The 18,609-nt window shown below is 75.3% G+C and carries 17 protein-coding genes; 8 read left to right on the top strand and 9 right to left on the bottom strand.

Going from position 1 to position 18,609, the window contains the following annotated elements:
* Window positions 1-25: 25 nt before the first annotated feature.
* Together AC230_RS30385 and AC230_RS19205 are read left to right on the top strand one after the other, a co-directional pair.
* Complete coding sequence (locus tag AC230_RS30385) at window positions 26-1,192, top strand: sensor histidine kinase (RefSeq protein WP_053161259.1); 1,167 nt, start codon at window positions 26-28, stop codon at window positions 1,190-1,192.
* 92 nt (window positions 1,193-1,284) lie between these two features.
* The gene (locus AC230_RS19205) at window positions 1,285-1,998 is read left to right on the top strand and encodes a VC0807 family protein (protein WP_049717529.1); all 714 of its coding nucleotides are present in this window, start codon (window positions 1,285-1,287) and stop codon (window positions 1,996-1,998) included.
* Window positions 1,999-2,070: 72 nt separating this feature from the next.
* Here the strand turns inward: AC230_RS19205 and htpG are convergent, their stop codons facing one another.
* Complete coding sequence (gene htpG / locus AC230_RS19200; RefSeq protein ID WP_049717569.1) at window positions 2,071-3,972, bottom strand: molecular chaperone HtpG; 1,902 nt, start codon at window positions 3,970-3,972, stop codon at window positions 2,071-2,073.
* 298 nt (window positions 3,973-4,270) lie between these two features.
* On the opposite strand from htpG, the gene AC230_RS19195 reads away from it, so the two are divergent.
* Window positions 4,271-5,584 carry a nucleotide sugar dehydrogenase gene (locus AC230_RS19195; protein ID WP_049717528.1) on the top strand — a complete coding sequence of 438 codons (1,314 nt, stop codon included), beginning with the start codon at window positions 4,271-4,273 and terminating at the stop codon, window positions 5,582-5,584.
* Window positions 5,585-5,606: 22 nt separating this feature from the next.
* Here the strand turns inward: AC230_RS19195 and AC230_RS19190 are convergent, their stop codons facing one another.
* Complete coding sequence (locus tag AC230_RS19190; RefSeq protein ID WP_078871390.1) at window positions 5,607-6,431, bottom strand: universal stress protein; 825 nt, start codon at window positions 6,429-6,431, stop codon at window positions 5,607-5,609.
* Between the two features lie 286 nt (window positions 6,432-6,717).
* Between AC230_RS19190 and AC230_RS19185 the strand changes: the two genes are divergently transcribed.
* Genes AC230_RS19185 through AC230_RS19180 form a run of 3 tightly spaced genes read left to right on the top strand, consistent with a single transcriptional unit; the run spans window position 6,718 to window position 7,341 of the window.
* Complete coding sequence (locus AC230_RS19185) at window positions 6,718-6,918, top strand: hypothetical protein (RefSeq protein WP_049717568.1); 201 nt, start codon at window positions 6,718-6,720, stop codon at window positions 6,916-6,918.
* 36 nt (window positions 6,919-6,954) lie between these two features.
* Window positions 6,955-7,122 carry a hypothetical protein gene (locus AC230_RS33080; RefSeq protein ID WP_198535564.1) on the top strand — a complete coding sequence of 56 codons (168 nt, stop codon included), beginning with the start codon at window positions 6,955-6,957 and terminating at the stop codon, window positions 7,120-7,122.
* Between the two features lie 6 nt (window positions 7,123-7,128).
* Complete coding sequence (locus tag AC230_RS19180) at window positions 7,129-7,341, top strand: hypothetical protein (RefSeq protein ID WP_049717526.1); 213 nt, start codon at window positions 7,129-7,131, stop codon at window positions 7,339-7,341.
* A 46-nt stretch (window positions 7,342-7,387) separates the two neighbouring features.
* Here the strand turns inward: AC230_RS19180 and AC230_RS19175 are convergent, their stop codons facing one another.
* Window positions 7,388-8,392, bottom strand: a complete 1,005-nt coding sequence (locus AC230_RS19175) for a polysaccharide pyruvyl transferase family protein (protein WP_241833284.1) — start codon at window positions 8,390-8,392, stop codon at window positions 7,388-7,390.
* A 9-nt stretch (window positions 8,393-8,401) separates the two neighbouring features.
* Window positions 8,402-8,803, bottom strand: a complete 402-nt coding sequence (locus AC230_RS19170; protein WP_049717525.1) for a ChaB family protein — start codon at window positions 8,801-8,803, stop codon at window positions 8,402-8,404.
* 275 nt (window positions 8,804-9,078) lie between these two features.
* Here AC230_RS19170 and AC230_RS19165 point away from each other — a divergent pair, with 275 nt between their 5' ends.
* Together AC230_RS19165 and AC230_RS19160 are read left to right on the top strand one after the other, a co-directional pair.
* The gene (locus AC230_RS19165; RefSeq protein WP_157868606.1) at window positions 9,079-11,094 is read left to right on the top strand and encodes a hypothetical protein; all 2,016 of its coding nucleotides are present in this window, start codon (window positions 9,079-9,081) and stop codon (window positions 11,092-11,094) included.
* A 57-nt stretch (window positions 11,095-11,151) separates the two neighbouring features.
* Window positions 11,152-12,672: a type 1 periplasmic-binding domain-containing protein gene (locus AC230_RS19160; RefSeq protein ID WP_049717523.1), complete on the top strand. Its 1,521-nt coding sequence runs from the start codon at window positions 11,152-11,154 to the stop codon at window positions 12,670-12,672.
* A gap of 8 nt (window positions 12,673-12,680) precedes the next feature.
* On the opposite strand, the gene AC230_RS19155 is transcribed toward AC230_RS19160, so the two are convergent.
* From AC230_RS19155 to AC230_RS19135, 5 genes are read right to left on the bottom strand one after another with little or no spacing between them, the layout of a single operon-like run.
* Window positions 12,681-13,829 carry an MFS transporter gene (locus tag AC230_RS19155; RefSeq protein ID WP_049717522.1) on the bottom strand — a complete coding sequence of 383 codons (1,149 nt, stop codon included), beginning with the start codon at window positions 13,827-13,829 and terminating at the stop codon, window positions 12,681-12,683.
* A 38-nt stretch (window positions 13,830-13,867) separates the two neighbouring features.
* Window positions 13,868-14,950, bottom strand: coding sequence for an FAD-dependent oxidoreductase (locus AC230_RS19150; protein WP_078871388.1), 1,083 nt, complete (start codon window positions 14,948-14,950; stop codon window positions 13,868-13,870).
* Window positions 14,951-14,987: 37 nt separating this feature from the next.
* The gene (locus tag AC230_RS19145; protein WP_049717520.1) at window positions 14,988-16,634 is read right to left on the bottom strand and encodes a methionine--tRNA ligase; all 1,647 of its coding nucleotides are present in this window, start codon (window positions 16,632-16,634) and stop codon (window positions 14,988-14,990) included.
* Window positions 16,635-16,679: 45 nt separating this feature from the next.
* The gene (locus tag AC230_RS19140; RefSeq protein WP_049717519.1) at window positions 16,680-17,030 is read right to left on the bottom strand and encodes a cupin domain-containing protein; all 351 of its coding nucleotides are present in this window, start codon (window positions 17,028-17,030) and stop codon (window positions 16,680-16,682) included.
* Between the two features lie 21 nt (window positions 17,031-17,051).
* Complete coding sequence (locus AC230_RS19135) at window positions 17,052-18,455, bottom strand: lysine N(6)-hydroxylase/L-ornithine N(5)-oxygenase family protein (RefSeq protein ID WP_078871387.1); 1,404 nt, start codon at window positions 18,453-18,455, stop codon at window positions 17,052-17,054.
* Window positions 18,456-18,609 lie beyond the last annotated feature (154 nt).

Raw genomic sequence — 18,609 nt, 5'->3', positions numbered from 1 at the left:
GGCGCGGCCCGCACCCCCGCAGGGCATGGACGATCTCTCACGCCACCACGGTTACCGGTTCGATCCCACGGGCTGGCCGTCGCGGCGCGCCCCGGAGCGGCGGCCGACCCCCGCCGCGCGGCTGGGCGGCGGCGCGCTGTCCGTGAGCTTCCTGGGCTTCCTCGCCCTGCCGGCCGTCGCCGCCCTCGACGGCACCTACGGGTCCGTCCGCTCGGCGCTGCTGCTCGGCTGCGTCATCGCCTACGGGCTGAGCTTCCTGCTGGTCTTCTGGTGCGGCTCGCGCGCCGGCCGGGCCGGGCGGGTGGCCATGGTCGGCTGGCTGGTGCTGCTGGGGGCCGGCATCGTGGCGCTCACCGGGGAGTTCAACACGCTGTTCCTCCTCGGCTACGCCCTGGCCGGGGCGATGCTGCTGCTGCCGCCCTGGGCCGGACCCGCCCTCGGTGCGGCCGCGGCGGCCGCGGGCCTGGCCCTGTCCGCGTCCTCCGCGAACGGACCGCAGTGGCTGGGCTCGGCCCTGCTGCTGCTCGCCGCCCTCTCCGTCACCTCGACGTTCCTGCTGATCGACGCGCTCGTCCAGCTCAAGGCCGCCGGCGCCCGCATCGCCGAACTGGCCATGGCGCAGGAGCGCTCCCGGCTGGGCCAGGACCTGCACGACGTCCTCGGGCACAGCCTCACCGTCATCACCGTCAAGAGCGGCCTGCTGCGCCGGCTGCTGGAGAGCGGTGCGGGCGAGGAGCGGGTCCGGGCCGAGGTCCTCGACATCGAGGAGCTCTCCCGGCGGGCCCTCGCCGAGGTGCGGGCCACCGTCTCCGACTGCCGGCAGCTGACCCTGGCCGGCGAACTGGCCGGGGCGCGCCGCGCGTTGGCGGCCGCCGGGATCGCCGCCGACCTCCCGCAGGCCGTGGACGAGGTCCCGGCCCGCCTCCAGGAGGTCTTCGCGTACGTGGTGCGCGAGGGCATCACCAACGTCATCAAGCACAGCGGGGCCGGGCGGTGCACGGTGCGGCTCGGCCCGTCCTGGGTCGAGGTCCGCGACGACGGCACCGGGGCCGGGGGCCCGCACGGGGGCGGCGGACACGGGCTGTCCGGGCTGGACGGCCGGCTGCGCCGGGCGGGCGGGACGCTGACCGCCCACCGGCTGCCGGACGGCGGCTTCCTGCTCCGTGCGGCCTGTGACGACGGCCGCCCATGACAGATGTCATGGGCCGATCGTGAGGAATCGCCGAGGTGGTCCGGGCTGCGGTCCGCCAGGCTGGTGTCGTACCGAACAAGGAGAGGTGTGGAATGGCCGCCGGAAGCACGCGGGTGAACGACGGGGAGACGCAGGGTTCGCTGCTGAGGACGCTGGTGCCGATCCTCGTCGACGTCGTCCTGCCGCTCACCCTCTACTACACCCTCCACCTCGGCTTCGGCGTCTCCTCGTTCTGGTCGCTGGCCGCGGGCGGTGGCGTCAGCGCGGCGCACGGCCTCTACGAACTGCTGGGCAACCGGCGGCTGGAGACCCTGCCCGTGGTCGTGACGGTGAGCAGCCTCGCGGGCATGGGCCTGTCCGTGGTCAGCGGCAGCGAACGCTTCATGATCGCCAAGGATTCGTTCGGCAGCGGCATCGTCGGCCTGGCCGTCCTGTGGTCGGTCTTCACCACCAAGCCGATGATGACGCAGGGGCTGCGCCCCTTCTTCACCCGGGGCGACGCCCAGCGGCTGGCCGCCTGGGACCGGATAGCGGTCCGCCCCCGCTTCCGGCAGGTCGAGCGGCGCACCACCCTGGTGTGGGCCCTGTCGCTGATCACGGAGTGCGTGGCGCGGGTCGTCCTGGCCTACGTCCTGCCCGTGGACACCATGGTGTGGCTCTCCACCGTGCTGCTGGTCAGCGCCATCTCCTTCGCCTGCGTCGTCGGCGCCGCGGTGGCCGGCCCGATCCTGCACATGCTGGACGCCGAGGTGGCCGCCGAGAACGGGGCCGGGCCCCGGCCCGCCGCCGGCGTGTCCGGCCGCTGAGACTTCCGTCCCCCAGGAAGAAGACACCGCCCGGGCTCCCCGAGGAGCCCGGGCGGTGTCTGTGTCCGGAGGCTACAGCGTGCGCTCCAGGCGGTCCGCCATCAGCTTGACGAACCGGGCCGGCTCCTTCGGCTGGCCGCCCTCGGCGAGCACCGCCAGACCGTGCAGCACCTCGGCCGTCTCGGCGAGCTCCGTCCGGTCCTCGCGCTCCTTGAAGGCCCGGTTGAGGCCCTTGACCAGCTGGTGGTCCGGGTTGAGCTCCAGGATCCGCTTGGCGCGCGGCACTTCCTGGCCCATCGCGCGGTACATGTTCTCCAGCGCCGGCGTCAGGTCCTGCGCGTCGGAGACCACGCACGCGGGGGAGACGGTGAGGCGGGAGGACAGGCGCACCTCCTTGATGTCCTCGTCCAGCCGCTCCTTCATCCAGCCCAGCAGCTCGGCGTACTCCTCGGTCCGCTGCTCCCGCTCGTCCCCGGAGGCCTCCTCGCCCTCGGCCGCGAGGTCGATCCGCCCCTTGGCGACGGACCGCAGCTTCTTGCCGTCGAACTCGCCGACGGCGTCCGCCCACACCTCGTCCACGGCGTCGGTGAGCAGCAGCACCTCGATGCCCCGCTCGCGGAACGCCTCCATGTGCGGGGAGTTCTCGATGCTCTGCCGGGACTCGCCGGTCAGGTAGTAGATGTCCTCCTGGCCGTCCTTCATCCGCTCCACGTACTGCTTGAGCGTGGTCGGCTCGGTGTCGTGGTGGGTGCTGGCGAACGAGGCGACGGCGAGGAGGGCGTCGCGGTTCTCCGGGTCGGTGACCAGGCCCTCCTTGAGGACCGTGCCGAACTCCCGCCAGAACGTGCCGTACCGCTCCTGGTCCTTGGCCATCATGTCCTTGACCGTGGAGAGGACCTTCTTCGTCAGGCGGCGCCGCATCATCTCGATGTGGCGGTCCTGCTGGAGGATCTCGCGGGACACGTTGAGCGACAGGTCCGCCGCGTCGACGACGCCCTTGACGAAGCGCAGGTACGGCGGCAGCAGCGCCTCGCAGTCGTCCATGATGAACACGCGCTTGACGTAGAGCTGTACACCGCGCTTGAAGTCCCGGGTGAACAGGTCGTGGGGGGCGTGCGCGGGGAGGAACAGCAGGGCCTGGTACTCGAAGGTGCCCTCCGCCTGGAGCCGGATCGTCTCCAGGGGCTCGCGCCAGTCGTGGCCGATGTGCTTGTACAGCTCGTGGTACTCGTCGTCGGACACCTCGTCGCGCGGCCGCGCCCACAGCGCCTTCGTGGAGTTGAGCGTCTCCGGCTCCGGCGTCCCGTCGTCCTCGCCGGACGTCTCGGGCACCATGCGGATGGGCCAGGTGATGAAGTCCGAGTAGCGCTTGACGATTTCCCTGATCTTCCAGGGCGAGGTGTAGTCGTGGAGCTGGTTCTCGGGGTCGGCCGGCTTGAGGTGGAGGGTGATCGCGGTGCCCTGCGGGGCGTCGTCGGTCCTCTCCAGCGTGTACGTGCCCTCGCCGCGCGACGTCCAGCGGGTGCCCTGCTCCTCGCCGGCCCGGCGGGTCACGAGGGTGACCTCGTCCGCCACCATGAAGCCGGAGTAGAAGCCGACGCCGAACTGGCCGATGAGCCCCTCCGCCCCGGCCTCGTCCTTGGCCTCCCGCAGCTCCTGGAGGAACTTCGCCGTGCCCGAGTTGGCGATGGTGCCGATCAGCTGCCCGACCTCGTCGTACGACATCCCGATGCCGTTGTCCCGCACGGTGAGGGTACGGGCGTCCTTGTCGATGTCGATCTCGATGTGCAGGTCGGACACGTCGGCGTCGAGCGCGTCGTCCCGCAGCTTCTCGAGGCGCAGCTTGTCCAGGGCGTCGGACGCGTTGGAGACGAGCTCCCGCAGGAAGACATCCTTGTTCGAGTAGATCGAGTGGATCATCAGCTGGAGCAGCTGACGGGCCTCTACCTGGAACTCAAACGTTTCGGCCGGCATGTTGGCGGACACCTCACAGGTCCAGTCGTCGGAACTGATCGGCAGTAACTGTAAAACACCACGTCAGGGCGGTGGGGTGGATCCGGTCCCGGGCAGGGGCGAGCTGGGGGTCCGGGGGGCCCGGGCGGGGGTGCGCGCCGGTGCGGCACCACGTGGGGCCCCGGCCCGGACGTTACCGTCGGGAGGTCTCGCCCGTCGCGGGGCGAAGCGTTCCGTGCCCGCCGTACCGACCGCGCGGCGGGCGCCGTTCACCGGGCGGGCACACGAGAGGGGCTGGACCAGGGTGCGGGTAGCCGTCGTGGGACAGGGGTACGTCGGGCTGACCGCCGCGCTGGGCCTGGCCGAACAGGGCCACCGGGTGACCGGCGTCGAATCCGACCCCGCGCGGCTGGCGGCCCTGGAGGACCGGCGCATCCCCTTCGACGAACCCGGCATGGACGGCCTGCTGGACCGCCTCCTGGCCGGCGGCGGCCTGCGCTTCGCCGCCACCCTGGCCACGGCCGGCCCCGGCCCGGACGCGGTGGTGGTCGCGGTCGGCTCCCCGCCCACCCCCACCGGCCGCCCCGACCTGCGCCACGTCCACGCGGCCCTCGCCCAGGTCGCCGCCCTGGACCCGGCGCCGTCCCTGGTCATGGTCAAGAGCACGGTCCCGCCCGGCACCAGCGCCACCTGGCTCGCGGGCGCGCGGGGCGCGCCGCTGCGCGACCGCTACGTCTACAGCCCGGAGTTCCTCAACCAGGGCGCCGCCCTCGAGGACTGGCGGCACCCGGCCCGGCTGGTCGCCGGCCTGTCCGGCCCCGGCCCGCTGCCCCTCGTGCGGGAGCTCTACCGGGGCGTCGAAGCCCCCTGGGTCGTCACCGACCCGACCTCCGCCGAGGTGATCAAGTACGCGGGCAACGCCTTCCTGGCCACCAAGGTCAGCTTCGCGGCCGACCTCGTCACCCTCTGCGAGGGCACCGGCGCCGACATCGACGCCGTCCTCACCGGCACCGGCCTCGACCCCCGCATCGGACCCGCCTTCCTGCGCGCCGAGGCCGGCTACGCCGGCTCCTGCCTGCCCAAGGACACCCGCGCCCTCGCCCACTGGGCCCGCCTGACCGGCCACCACCTGCCCGTCGTCGACGCCGTCGCCACCTCCCACCAGACCCAGCTCCTGCGCCCGGTGCGCATCCTCACCGAACACCTCGGCGCCGCCCGGCTCCTGGCCGGGGAGACCACCGTCGCCGTGCTGGGGCTGCGCTACCAGACCTGGACCGACGACCTGCGCGACGCGCCCTGCCAGACCCTCCTGCCCGAACTCGCCGCGAGCGGCGCCCGTTTGAGGGTGTGGGAACCGTCCCTGACGCCCGAGCGGATCACCGCCCTGTTCCCCGTCGCCGAGGTCGCGCCCGGCCCCGACCGGGCCCTGGCCGGCGCCGCCGCGGCGCTCGTCCTGACCGACTGGCCCGAACTCCTGGGCGCCGACTGGTCCGCGCTCGCCCGGCTGATGCGGCCGCCCCGGCTGCTGGTCGACACCAAGAACTGCCTGCCGCCGGCCGCCCTGACGGCGACCGGCCTCGTCTACCGCTCCATGGGTCCGCGCCGCCCGGCGGCCGGGACCGGTCCCGGGTGACGGGCGGCGCGCTGGGGCGAGTTCAGTCGCACGGCACCACGGCGACGGGGCACCGGGCGTGGTGCAGGACGCCGTGGGTCACGGGACCGACGGGCGAGCCGGGGAAGGGGCTGTTCTCGCGCCGTCCGACGACGAGCAGCTGGGCGTCGTCCGCGGCCTCCACCAGGCGGGGCGCCGCGGGGCCGGTGGAGAGCCACTCCTCCACCTCGACGGCCGGCCACCGCGTCCGCCAGGGGCGCAGGGCCTCGGCCAGCGCGCTGGCGTCGTGCGGTTCCCGCTCGCCGGTGGGCGCCCGGTCCGCGGTGCGGACGAGGCGGAGGACCGCGCTCCGGAGGGCGGCGGCCTCGAAGGCGAAGTCGAGCGACGGGACGTGCGGGTCACGGTGGCCGAGGCCGACCACGACCGGGCCGCTGTCGGCCGGCGCCGGCTCCTCGGGTTCGTGGACGACCACCACGGGTGCGGGCGCGCCCCCGAGCACCGGCAGGCTCACCGAGCCGAGGAGGAAGCCCTGCCGGGTGCCCAGACCGCGGGAGCCGACGGCCAGCACGGCGGAGTCGCCCGCGGCGTCCAGCAGCGCCCGCGACGGCAGGTCCGCGACCCGGTCCACGCCGATGCGCAGCCCGGGGCGGGCCTCCAGGAGTTCGTCGGCCAGGGCCTCGATCCGGCTCTCCGCCCACTCGCGCCGGTCCGCGGCGTCCGCGGAGAACGGCTCTTCCCGGGACTGCGGCTCCAGGGCGTGCACGATGCGCAGCGGTCCGTCGCGCAGCGCCGCCTCGCGGCCGGCCCACACGGCGGCGGCCAGGCTCTCCGGGGATCCGTCCACCCCCACGGTCACGGGTCGCACCACGGGCGCACCTCCTGCCGTTCTCCGGCGCGGACGCCCGCGGGACGCGGGCCGGCCGGACGGGAGGGAGGCCATCCACTTCTCGCGGATCCCGATTGCGCGGTGCGCGGCCCGAAGCCGCTTCCCCGCGCCGTCCAGGCATCCCTCCCGCCACTACCATCACACCACTCCGGGGGGCGGCCTGCCAGGGGCGGCCCGCCGGGCGACGCCGCCCGGCGCCGCTTACGCTGGAGGGAGGGAAGGGCCTTCCCGCTGCCCGGGAGGGCCGACGTCACTCGTGGAGGACACGATGACCAAGAATCCCCAGCAGCCCGCACTGCGCCGCGGCAAGAAGGGCGCGGCCGTCCAGGAATCCGCCGGGTCGAAGGCCGGACTGGACCGGAAGGTGGGGCCCGGCGGCCCCGAGCGGGCGCACGGAAGCGACAAGGGCCGCAAGGGCGGCGGCCGCGGCGGCGGAGTGCCGCCCGAGCAGAGCCCCCGGCACCCGTAGCCGCGGACGAGGACGCAGACGAGGAGCGGCGCCGTCATGGAGCGGAGCAGCAAGCATGGTCCGAAGAAGGACGACGAACTGAAGCGGGCGACCCGGCACCAGGCCCGCACCGGCCGCATGACGCGGTCGCAGGAATGGCGTGATCCCGAGGCGCTCGAGCGCGACGAGGACTCGCCCCGCAAGCAGCGGCCCCGGAAGGAGTGAGGCGGCATGACCAAGCAGTCGGTCGCGCCGGTCCTCGTCCATCCGTTGATGGACGGCATGCGGCTGGTGAAGATCCACGGTCAGTCGGCGGGCAAGGCGCGGTCGCTGGAGGACCTCAAGAAGTTCCTGGACCAGGCCGGCCTGCGGGACGTCGACGTCGACAACCCGGCGATCGTCGAGTGGCACGGCGGCGGCAGCGGCGTGTGGAACGTCCCCTGAGGCCCCCCGGCCCCTGAGGCCCCCGGCGCCCACCCCGGCCCACCGCTCAGCGGCCCCGTCCGCCGCGCCCGTCGCACCCGTCGCGCCCCTCGCGCCCCTCGCGGGGGAGTTCCCCGGTGAGGGCGGCGACGAGGTCCCCGACGGGGTCGTCGTAGCCGCCGCCGCGCATGCGGTCCCGTATGCGGGCCGCCCGCGCGCGGCCCGGTTCCGAGCGGCACCACGTCCACCACCGGTCGAGCTCGGCCTCGGTCAGCCGCCCGGCCGGGACCACGGCCGGCCAGCCCAGCGCCCGCGCCTGGGCGCCGACCTTGGCGCCGCCCTCGACCGGGTCGACGGCGAGCACCGGCAGGCCGGCCCGCAGCCCGAGCACCAGCCCGTGCAGCCGGGTCGTCACCACGCCGTCCAACCGGCGCAGCACCGACCAGAGTTGCGCGGCCGTGGCCGGGAGCCGCCAGTCCCGTCCGTCCAGGCGTGTCTCCAGGGGGACGCGGGCCGCCGGGGCGTGGCACAGCCAACCGCCGAGCACGGCGTTGACCGCGTCGTGCCGCCGCCGGCCGCCGTACTCGCCCTGACCCGACGTCAGCAGGACGCCCACCACCGGGAGTTGCTCCGGCTCCGGGGCGTGGCAGCTCAGGTCGGCCGACGGCGGCGCGTGCCCCGCCCCGTCGCGCGCCAGCACGCGGTGGAACGCGGTCACCGCCGGGTCGTCCGGGTCGGGGACGGACACCCCGACCGCCACGCGGCGGGCGTGCGCGAAGCGGCGGTGCAGCTCCAGCAGCGGGCTCGGCAGCCCGTCGCCCGCCGGGGCGCCGTGCAACGGGCCGCAGACGAACACGAGATGCGAGTAGGCGGCCGGGTCCAGGCCGTCCAGCACTGGGCCCGCGGGCCGCAGCACCGGCGACCAGGCCACGTCGTGGCCGATGCCCGCCGCCGCCAGCGCCCCGCAGACGTGCTCGGCGGCCAGGACGTCACCCGCCGTCGCCTCGCCGTGCACGAAGCTGAACCAGCCGGTCACCAGCACCCGCCCGGGGCGCGGCCCGGTGCCGCCCACCGCGCCGCCTCAGCGCCGCGCCGCGGCGGTCGCCCGCGCGTTCGCCTTGCGGATCGCGTCGACCAGCTCCTCCTTGGACATGCGGGAACGGCCCTCGACGTCCAACTCCCTCGCCACCTCCTGCAGATGCTGCTTCGTGGCCCGGGTGTCCACCCCCTCGGCGGACCTGTCGCTGGTGCCGCGCGGGAGCCGCGACTGCTCGTCCGACGGGCCCTTGCGCCCGTGCTCCTTCGGCTGCCAGTGGTCGCCCACCTTCTCGTGCGTGTGCTTGAGCGCGCCGTAGGCCACCCGGTGGGCGCGCTCGCCCTCCCCGTACTGTTCGACGGCGGAGTCATGGGCCTTGGCCCAGGTCCGCCGCGCCTTGGCGTCGGACCGCCGGACGGGCTCCGGCAGCACCTCGCGTCCCGGCATGGGAGATCACCTCCGCTGGTCGCTCCCCACAGCCTCCTGCTTCCCAGTGTCCTCCCGCCGCCCTCCCGTGTCCCGGCGGGTGGCGCCCCACCGGGGAGGGCGGCCGTCCGGCGGGCGGGCCTCCGCATCCGCACCCCGCGTCACCCGGGCAACCCCCTGGGCTCACGGCCCCGTTGTGACTACCCTCGACCCACCGCGGACATATTCCCGCGGACGCTGCCGGAGCGGCGCGGCCGGACCGGCGGCTGGGGGGTCGCGCATGCCGGGGGGTACGCATGTACGGTCGTGATGCTCTGCTCACGGGGCTGGTGCCCCGCCTCGTCGGAATGACACCCGCCCACCGGCGGGCCGCCTTCGAGCACGACGAGGACCTGCCCGTGGTGGTCCTCACCGGGGCCCGCGGCACCGGCAAGACCGCCGTCCTGGAGCGGCTGCGCGGCACCTACCGGCACCACGTCCCCGTCGCCCTCCTCGACTGCGAGGCACCCGACCTCACCGCGCCGCCGCACGCCGGCCACGCCCCGGGCACACCGGTGACCGAGGCCCTGTACGCGCTGGCCGAACAGCTCGTGCCGAGGGTGCGCGGCGCCGGCGAGGTCCGCTTCCCCCGGCTCGCCGCCGGCCTGCTGGCGGCGGCCAGCGGCGGCTGGGGGCCCGACGAGGACGAGCGCATCCAGGCCGAGGCCGCGCGGCTCGGCCTGCTCCTCGCCCCCGGCTCCTGGTGGGAGAACCAGGGCCGCGCCTGGCTGAGCAAGGTCGTCACCAAGCTGAGCAACCTGGCCACCACCGGCATCCCCGCCGTCGACATCGTCGTCGAGGCCACCGTCGAGTCCCTCCTGGAGGAGCTGTTCAACCGAAGACAGCGCAACGCCGCCACCTGGTACGGGACCTACCCCGACGCGGGCGGCAACGCGGCCCGCGGACTCACCCTCCTCGGGCGGCACTTCCACCGCGGCGACGGGCACCGCGCCGTGGCCGAACGCCACTTGATCGGCGCCCTGCGCGCCGACCTGGCGGCCGCCTACGCCGGCACCGGACGGCTGCGCCGCGTCGGGCGCCCCCTCGTCCTGCTCGACAACGCCCACGCCGCGCCCGGCCGCCGGATCCTGGAGTGCGTGCTGCGCGACCGCCACGAGGGCCGGTACGACCGGACGGTGGTGATCGCCGCGCAGCGCGGCGCGCCCGCCGCGGCACCGGAGCACGCCGTGGCCCTGCGCTTCGCCGAGCTCGCCCACCGGGGCCGCTGGCGCCGCGGCCCCCAGCCCGGCTCCGGGGCGGTGGCCGCCGGCCTGCCCGCGCTGGAGCCGGAGGACGTACGGCGCATCCTCGAACGGGCCGACACCGAGGGGGCCACCGTCGCACCCCGCGGTCCCGCCGGCCTGTACCGGGCCGTGCACCGCCTCACCGGGGGCCGCCCGCTGGGCGTGCGCCTGCTGGCCGAGGCGGTGCACCGCGTGCCGGAGGACCGGGAGGTCACCCCGGGCGCCCTGCTCGACGCGCCCGCCGCCGGCGGCACGCACACCACCGGGGAGGAGCTGCTCCGCCGGCTCGTCCCGGCCGACTGCCTGGAACGCCTGGTGATCCTCGCCGCCGCCCGCGACCCCGGCGCCGCCGAGGCCCTGGCCACGGCCCGGCTCCAGGCCCACGGCGGCGCGGGCGGCATGCGGCACGCCAGGGACGTCCTGCGCCGGGAGGGCTGGCCGGAGGACCCGCACCTGTTCGTCGCCGACCCGCTGCTGCGCTCCGCCCTCCTGCACCGCCTCCACCACCAGGACCCCGACGCCGCGAGCTGGCGGGCCGTCCACCACACCCTGCGCGACTACCACGCCGGCGGCGAGTGGCGCGGCCGCCGGCACCCGCCGTCCCCGCCCCTGTTCCTCCACCACGAACTGGCGCTCGGCCGGACCGAGCCGGCGGTGGCGTACCTGTGCGACACTTTCCAGCGGCCCGACGTACCGGCCCGGCAGTGGCTCGACGAACTGCTCGTGATCACCGCGGCGCCCCACTTCGCCGCCCCGGACCGGCGCCGGGCGACCGCCCTGGGCACCCCCGACCCCCGGCAGCCGGTCCCGGGCCAGACGGCCGACCCCGTCCTCCACTTCCGCGTCGAGCGGCTGCTGCACGCCGTGTGGCTGGTCCGCGACCCGCTGGCACTGCTCGACACCGAGGTCGTCGAGAGGATGGCCTACGAACTCGGACACCTCTCCGACCTGCGGCGCAACGGGAACGACGTCCTGTGGCAGGCGTCCCGGGAGTGGCCGCGCGACGCCCTGGAGTGGCGCGCCTTCTGACCGCGCCGCCCGCCGACCAGCCGGAACCGCACATCACTTCACACGGGAGAGTGCGCGATGCGCAGAGCGATCGACGCGGTCCGCGACCTGTTCGCCCCCAACCTCCTCACCCGGATCGTCGCCGTCGTCGTGGCCCTGGCCGTCCTCGGGGCGGGCGCCTGGTTCGCGTGGGACTCCTTCCACCCCGACCGGTCGTGCGCGGCGGGCGTCGAGCGGACCGGGCCCGACGACGAGTGCGTCGGGGTGTCCGGTGACGGATTCGCCTTCGGCAACGAGCAGTTGAAACCGGTCAGCGAGGCGATCGCGCGGGAGAACGACACCCTGGAGCCGGGCACGTACGCGACCGTCGCCGTGATGATGCCCTTCGACTCGGACGACCCCGTCCGCCGGGCGAAGATCGTGCACTCTGTGGAGGGGGCCTACCTCCAGCAGTACCGGGCCAACCACGAGTCCAACGGGGAACGGCCGCCGATCCGCCTGGTGCTCGCCAACACCGGCAAGGAGGACGCCCATTGGCGCCCGGTCGTGGACCGGCTCGTCGCCATGACCGACGGGCCGGACCGGCTGCGGGCCGTGACCGGCGTCGCCACCAGCGGCCAGGGCACCAAGGACGCCGTCGCCGCGCTCACCGCCCGGCACGTCCCGGTCGTCGGGACGACCATCACGGCCGACGACATCGCCAACAACGACCGGGAGGAGCCCTTCCCGGGCCTCGCCCGCGTCGTCCCCACCAACCGCGACGAGGCCCGCGCCCTGACCCACTTCGGCCGCACCGACCCCAGGAAGTCCCTGCTCGTCCACGACCGCAACCCCGGCGACCGCTACGCGGGCACCCTCCGCGACGTCTTCAACCGCCTCCTGGCCGACTCCCCGTACCAGCCGCAGCCCATCGACTCCACCGACCTCGGCAGCACGGCGAGCACCGCCCGCCAGATCGCCCTCTTCGTCTGCGGCGCCAAGGACGCGGAGAACGTCTTCTTCGCCGGACGCCACGCCCAGCTGCGGGAGTTCATCAACGCGCTGAGCGGCCGCCCCTGCCAGGACCGGCCCGTCACCGTCCTCACGGGCGACGAGGGCTCGTACCTCGGCGGCGACCCCGGGCTGGACCGGTCCGCGGTCCGTCACAAGGTGACCGTCCGCTACACCGCCCTCGCCCACCCCGACGCCTGGCGCGGCTCCTCGGCGCCCCCGTCCGGCGGCTCGCGCGGCGCCTACGAGACCTTCGCCCGGCTGGCCGCCAAGTCCGCCGACCTGGGCATCGGGCCGCTCGGCCACGACGACCTCACCGACGGGCAGGCCATCGTCGCCTACGACGCGATGGCCACCGTCGTCCAGGGCATCCGCACCCCCGACCCGGGCCACCTGCCCAAGCTCGTCAGCGTGGCCAACGAGTGGCCCCGCCTCATGGGCCCCCAGAAGGTCGAGGGCGCCGGCGGCTGGATCTGCCTCGACGTGCACGGCAACCCGTACAACAAGGCCGTCCCCATCATGGAGTTGTCGGCGGACGGCACCCCCGTCTTCGTCCGGCTCTCCTGGCCCGAGGGCCGCCCGCCCACCGACTGCATCCCGCCGCGGTGAGCGCCGCCTCACGTGGCGCGCGGCGCCTCGCGGTAGCCCGTCGCGGCCGTCACCAGGGCGAGCGCGCCCAGCAGCACGGCGGGCACGGCGAGCCGGGACGGCGCGGCGAAGTGGAGGACCGCGCCGCCCAGCGCGCCGCCGAGCGCGATGCCCAGATAGAGGACGGAGCTGTTGAGGGCGACGGCCAGCGGGCCGCCGGGGCGGGCGAGGACGAGCAGCCGGTGCTGCTGGGGGACGACGTACATCCACCCCGTCAGCCCCCACCAGAACATCGCCGCCCCGGCGGCGGGCAGGCTCCGGCACCACCACGGCAGCAGTGCCAGGTCCGCGGTCATGCCGCCGACCGCCACGAGCAGGGTGACGCGGCTGCCGAACCGGTCCGTGCCCCAGCCCGCCACCGCGTTGCCGACGACCGCGCCCAGGCCGAAGACGAACAGGAGCACGGCCAGCACCCCGGCCCGGTCCCCCGTGGCGGGCGCCAGCGCGGTCCCGACGTAGGTGTAGACGAGCTGTTCGGAGGTGACGGTGAACAGGGAGACGGCGAGCACGAGCAGCACCGCCGGGTTCCGCAGGCCCGCCAGCCGCCGGGCGAGCGGCAGCCGGGCCCCCGGCGGCAGGGCCGGCAGCCGCGCGGCCGTCCCCGCGAGCGCCACGAGGCCCAGCACCGCCACGGCGCCGAGCGTGGCCCGCCAGCCCAGCGCCCCCGCCACCAGGGTGCCCAGCGGCACGCCGAGCGCGGTCGCGGCGGTCAGCCCGCCGACCACGGCGGCCAGGGCCCTCGCCCGGTGCCGGGGCGCCACCAGGTCCGCGGCCGCCGCGGAGGCCGCCGGCGTGAACCCGGCCGCTCCCACGGCCGCGACCACCCGGCCCAGCATGACCAGCCAGTAGCCGGGCGCGGCGGCGGTCAGCGCGTTCCCCGCCACGAACGCCGCCAGCGCGGCCGACAGCGCGCCGCGCCGGGAGAGCGCGGCGGTGGACGAGGCGACGACCGGAGCGGCCAGCGCGTACACCGCGGCGAACACCGTGACGAGCTGCCCCGCCGCGCCCACCGTCACCCCCAGGTCCCGGGCCAGGTCGGGCAGGACACCGGCGATCACGTAGGCGTCCGTGCCGACGGTGAACGCGCCGGCGGTCAGGATCCACAGGACGGGCGGCACGGGCTCTCTCCGGGGGGCTGTCGGGTGGTGGACGGGCGTCAGCGCAGGGCGAAGCGCGGCGGGGCGGCGCGCCGGCCCTCGACGACGTCGCAGACGAACGCGCCCCAGGCGGGCCCGTGTTTGAAGCCGTGCCCCGAGTCGCCGCCGACGAGCCAGACGCCGGGGCGGCCCGGGTGGCGGGCCAGGACGAAGTGCTCGTCGGCGGCGAGGGCGTACGAGCACACCTCGCGGTGGGTCACGGGGGCGCCGGCGAGGGCGGGCAGGCGGGCGCGGAGATAGGCGCGCAGTGCCGGGGGAGCCTCGCCGGGCCGGGGGTCCGCGGGGGCGCCGGGGGGCGTCTCCACGTCGGGGACGACCTTGACGCCGTGCGAGGCCACGGCGGGGATGCCGTAGCAGCCGTGGGCCCGGTCCAGCCAGGCCGGCTGACGGCCGTCGGCCGCCCACGGGCCCCCGGGCCGTACGTACCAGCAGTCCTGGCGCACCGGGCGGACGGTGGTCAGCCCGGGGAACAGGGCGGGCAGCGCGGTGCCGACGGCCCAGACGGTGAGGTCCGCGGGCCAGGGCTCGCCCCCGACGACGGCCGTGCCGCCGTCGCGGGCCGTGGCCTCGGCCCGGATCAGCTCGGCCCGGTGGGCGGTGGCGGACGCGGCGAGGGCGGCCGTCGCCTCCCGGGCGAGGAGCACCCCGGCCTCCGGCTCGAACAGGGCGGTGCCGCCCGGGGATCCGGGGCCCGGGGCGAAGCCGGGGAAGCGGCGGGCGGCCGCTCCGGCCGTGAGCAGCTCGGCGGGGACGCCGAGGCGCGTCAAGTGCCCGTGCGCGGCCCGCTCCCAGCCGTCGTCGGCGGCCGGGCCCAGGGTGAGCACGCCCGTCGGCAGGAGCAGCCGGCGTCCCGACTCCCGTTCCAGCGCCCGCCATTGCGCGGTGGCCCGGCGGGCCAGCTCCGCGTACCAGGGGTCCGTTCCGTGCGCACAGCGCAGGATGCGGGTCTCCCCGGCCGAGGGGCCCCGCGTCCCCGGCGGGCGGGGGTCGACGACCCGTACCGACCAGGAGCGCAGGGCGAGTTCGCGGGCGACGGACAGGCCGAAGACGCCCGCCCCGACCACCAGGGCCGTTCCGCTCACGGCGCGGTCACCGGGCCCCCGCCGTACCGGCGCCCGGTCATGAGGTCATGACCCGCTCTTCGAGGTCGGCGGGCAGGGGCTCGAAGAAGCGGGCCGCGGTGGCGACGCGCCGTCCGGCGGCGGGCGGCCGCACACCGTCCCACAGCGGGGTGCCCGTCTCGCCGAGCGCGGTCCACAGCCGTTCGGCGAACTCGGGCATGACGGGGTAGGAGAGCTGGGCGAGGAGACGCGCGGCGGCGGCCTCGGCGGCGAGCGCGGCCGCCGTCCGCCCCGAGTCCCGGGTGCGGGCCTGGGCGGCGGCGAAGTCCCGCGCGCAGGTGACGAGTTCGCACAGCAGACGGGTGGCGCGCCGGGGGGAGAAGGCGGCGGGGGAGTAGGCCGCCAGGCACTCCTCGGCGATGCCCTCCAGCAGGCGCAGGAACCGCTCCTGGGAGGGCAGCGGCGTGCCGTCCGGCACCGTGCCGCCGGCCTGCGTCTCCAGCCGGGCGAACAGGCCGGTGAGCCAGGACTGCCAGCGCCCGGCCAGCTCTTCGTCGGCCAGCTCGTGGAAGCGGTCCCAGGAGAAGGACGTCCGCTCGTTCTCGGGCCGGTCGTGGGCGAGGACGAAGCGGGCGGTGCTCGCCGGGACGGCGGCCAGCAGGTCGCCGGCCCAGATGGCATGGCGCCTGCTGGTGGAGAACTTGGAGGCGCCCAGCTGGTAGAACTCGTTGGTCACCAGCGCCGTCGGCAGCCGGAAGTCCGGGTCGTACGCCATGAGCAGGGCGGGCTGCAGCAGGGCGTGGAAGTAGCCGTTGTCGAAGCCGAAGAACTGGACGATCTCGGTGCGGGGGTCGTTCCAGACCGTCCGCCACTCGTCGGGGTCGCGGCCCGTGGCGCGCAGGCCCTCGGCCAGCTCCGCGAAGTAGCCCGGCATCATCTCGGCCCACACGTAGACGCGGTGGCCCTCGAAGCCGGGGACGGGCATCGGCAGGCCCCAGTCGGTGGGGTGACCCACCGGGATGTCCGGGAGCCCCCGCTCGATCATGTCCGCGCACAGCGCCTCCAGTTGGGGGCTCATGGCGGTGGCCGCGTGGAAGGCGCGCAGCCGGTCGGCGTACTCGCCGAGCGGGAACACCAGCCGCTCCACGGGGCGTTCCTCCGGCCGGCCGCCGCACGCGTTGCACACGGGGGCGACCAGGTCGGTGACCTCGTTGGGCAGGGCGCAGTTCTCGCAGGAGTTGCCGTCGCTGCCGGCGCCGCAGTGCGGGCACTTGCCGGTGAGGTGCGCCTCGAAGAGGTAGCGGTCGCAGCCGGCGCAGAACAGGGCCTTCTCCGTGCGGACGCGCAGCGCGCCCCGGTCGTGGAGACGGGTGAAGAACTCGCGGACGAGGGTGGTGTGCAGGTCCGAGCGCCAGGGCCGGACGTAGGCGTCGGGGGCGAAGCCGGCCGAGGCGAAGATGCGGGCGATCTCGTCGGCGAAGCCCTCCGCCATCTCCAGCGAGTCGGTGCCGTCCCGCCGGGCCTTCACCGGCACATAGCTCTGGTGGAGGTCGGAGCCGGTGACGAACAGGCCCTCGCCGCCGAGCAGCCGCCGGGCGCGGACGGCGGTGTCCGCGCCCGAGTACGGGCCCGACAGATGGCCGAGGTGGAGATCGCCGTTGGGCGTGGGCGGGGCCGCGGTGACCAGGGTGAAGGTGGAGGGCATGGGGGCTCCGGTCGGAGGCGCGCTGGGGGCGGCGTGCGGGTGGGGTCAGAGGTCGATCGGCCCGTGCGGGACGGGCCAGTACACCGAGAGGAAGACCAGCCGCTCGGTGTCGCTGCTGTTGCGGACGTGGTGCACGCTGCCGCCCGGCATGAGGGCGGTGACCTCGGGGCCGACCTCGCACTCCTCGCCGTCGACGGTCAGCACGCCGCGCCCGGAGAGGAACACGAACATCTCGTGGTCGTCGTGGCTGTGCGGCTCGGTGGCCCCGCCGGGTTCGACGACGGCGCGGCCGACGCCCCAGGGCGCCAGCTCCTCGCCGCCGTGCGGGTAGATCTGCTGGTAACGGATGCCGTAGGCGTCGACGAGCTGGTCGTCGCCCGTCTTCCTGATCAGCATGGCTGTCTCCTCGGTAGGTCGTCAGGTGGCTCGCGCGGTGGATCCGGCCGCCCGGCCGGCCGGGCCGTCGGCGGACGGCCCGGGGTCCACGGGGATCCCGAAGGTGGTGAAGGCCGTGCGGGCGGGCAGCCGGTGGACCTCCCGGCCGGTCAGCGCGTTGAGGATGACGGCCGAGCGCCAGGCCGCGAGCCCGAGGTCGGGAGCGCCGACGCCGTGGGTGTGGCGCTCGGCGTTCTGGACGAACACCGAGCCGCGGACCGGGCCTTCGAGGACGAGCCGCTGGTCGGCGTCGACCACCGGCCGGCCGGAGGAGTCCCGGACCAGGAAGGGGGCGAGGCCGCGCAGGAGGGCGTCGGCGGGGCGCTCGGCGTAGCCGGTGGCGAGGACGACGGCGTCGGTGGCCAGCGTCGTCCGGCCCCCCTCCTGGGTGTGCTCCAGCTCCAGCTCGACGCGGCCCTCCCGGCGGCGGGCGGCCACGACGTCCGTGGCGGGGCGCAGCACGGCCGCGGGCCAGTCGCCGCCGACGGTGCGGCGGTAGAGCTCGCCGTGGATGTCGGAGATGGTGTCGGCGCTGATGCCCTTGTACAACTGCCACTGCCGGGGGAGCAGTTCGTCCCTCGTCCGCTCGGGGAGGCGGTGGAAGAAGCGGGTGTAGTCGGGGGTGAACTGCTCCAGGCCCAGCTTGGAGTACTCCATGGGCGCGAAGGCGGGGGAGCGGCTGACCCACTGGAGGCCCTCGGCGCCGGCGGGCCGGGCGCGCAGCAGGTCGAGGAAGACCTCGGCGCCGGACTGCCCGGAGCCGACGACGGTGATGTGCCGCTTTCCCAGCAGTTCCTGGCGATGCGTCAGGTAGTCGGCGGAGTGCACGACGGTGACCGACGGGTCGCCGGTCAGGGGGCGGAAGACCGGGGGGACGGTGGGTTCGGTGCCGATGCCGAGGGCGAGGTTGCGGGCGAACTGCCGCCCGGCGGAGACGACTTCCCCGTCGGCGCTCTCGACGGTGTGGTCGACGGCGAACGCGCCGTGCTCCTCGTCCCAGGACACCGCGTCCACCTGGTGGCCGAAGCGGCAGTGGGGCAGGGCCTCGGCGGCCCAGCGGCAGTAGGCGTCGTACTCGGCCCGGTCGATGTGGAACCGCTCGGCGAAGTAGAACGGGAAGAGCCGCCCGGTGGCCCTGAGGTAGGCGAGGAACGACCACGGGCTGGTGGGGTCCACCAGGCTCACCAGGTCGGCCAGGAAGGGCACCTGGAGCGTGGTCCCGTCGATCAGCAGCCCCGGATGCCACCGGAATTCGGGGCTCCGCTCCAGGAACGCGGTGCGCAGGCCGGGGACTCCGTCGGCCAGCGCCGCCAGCGAGAGGTTGAACGGGCCTATGCCCACGCCAACAAGGTCGAGCGGCTCGGCCGCGGAATGGTTGTCCGTCATCCCCGTACTTCCGTCGTCGAGGCGCCAAGCGGCGGTATCGCTCGAACACCTTTGCGTAGTCGGGGGCCAATGGCAAGCGTTCTCCGGTGACTTGATCGAATATTGGCCCGCCGGTCCGGGAGCCCGGGGATCCCTTGCCAAACCGGCCTTCCTG

The sequence above is a fragment of the Streptomyces caatingaensis genome (genome assembly GCF_001187435.1).
Taxonomy (GTDB): Bacteria; Actinomycetota; Actinomycetes; order Streptomycetales; family Streptomycetaceae; genus Streptomyces; species Streptomyces caatingaensis.
The sequence above is the reverse complement of the archived record's forward strand: the minus strand, read 5'-3'. Positions and strand labels throughout refer to the sequence as shown.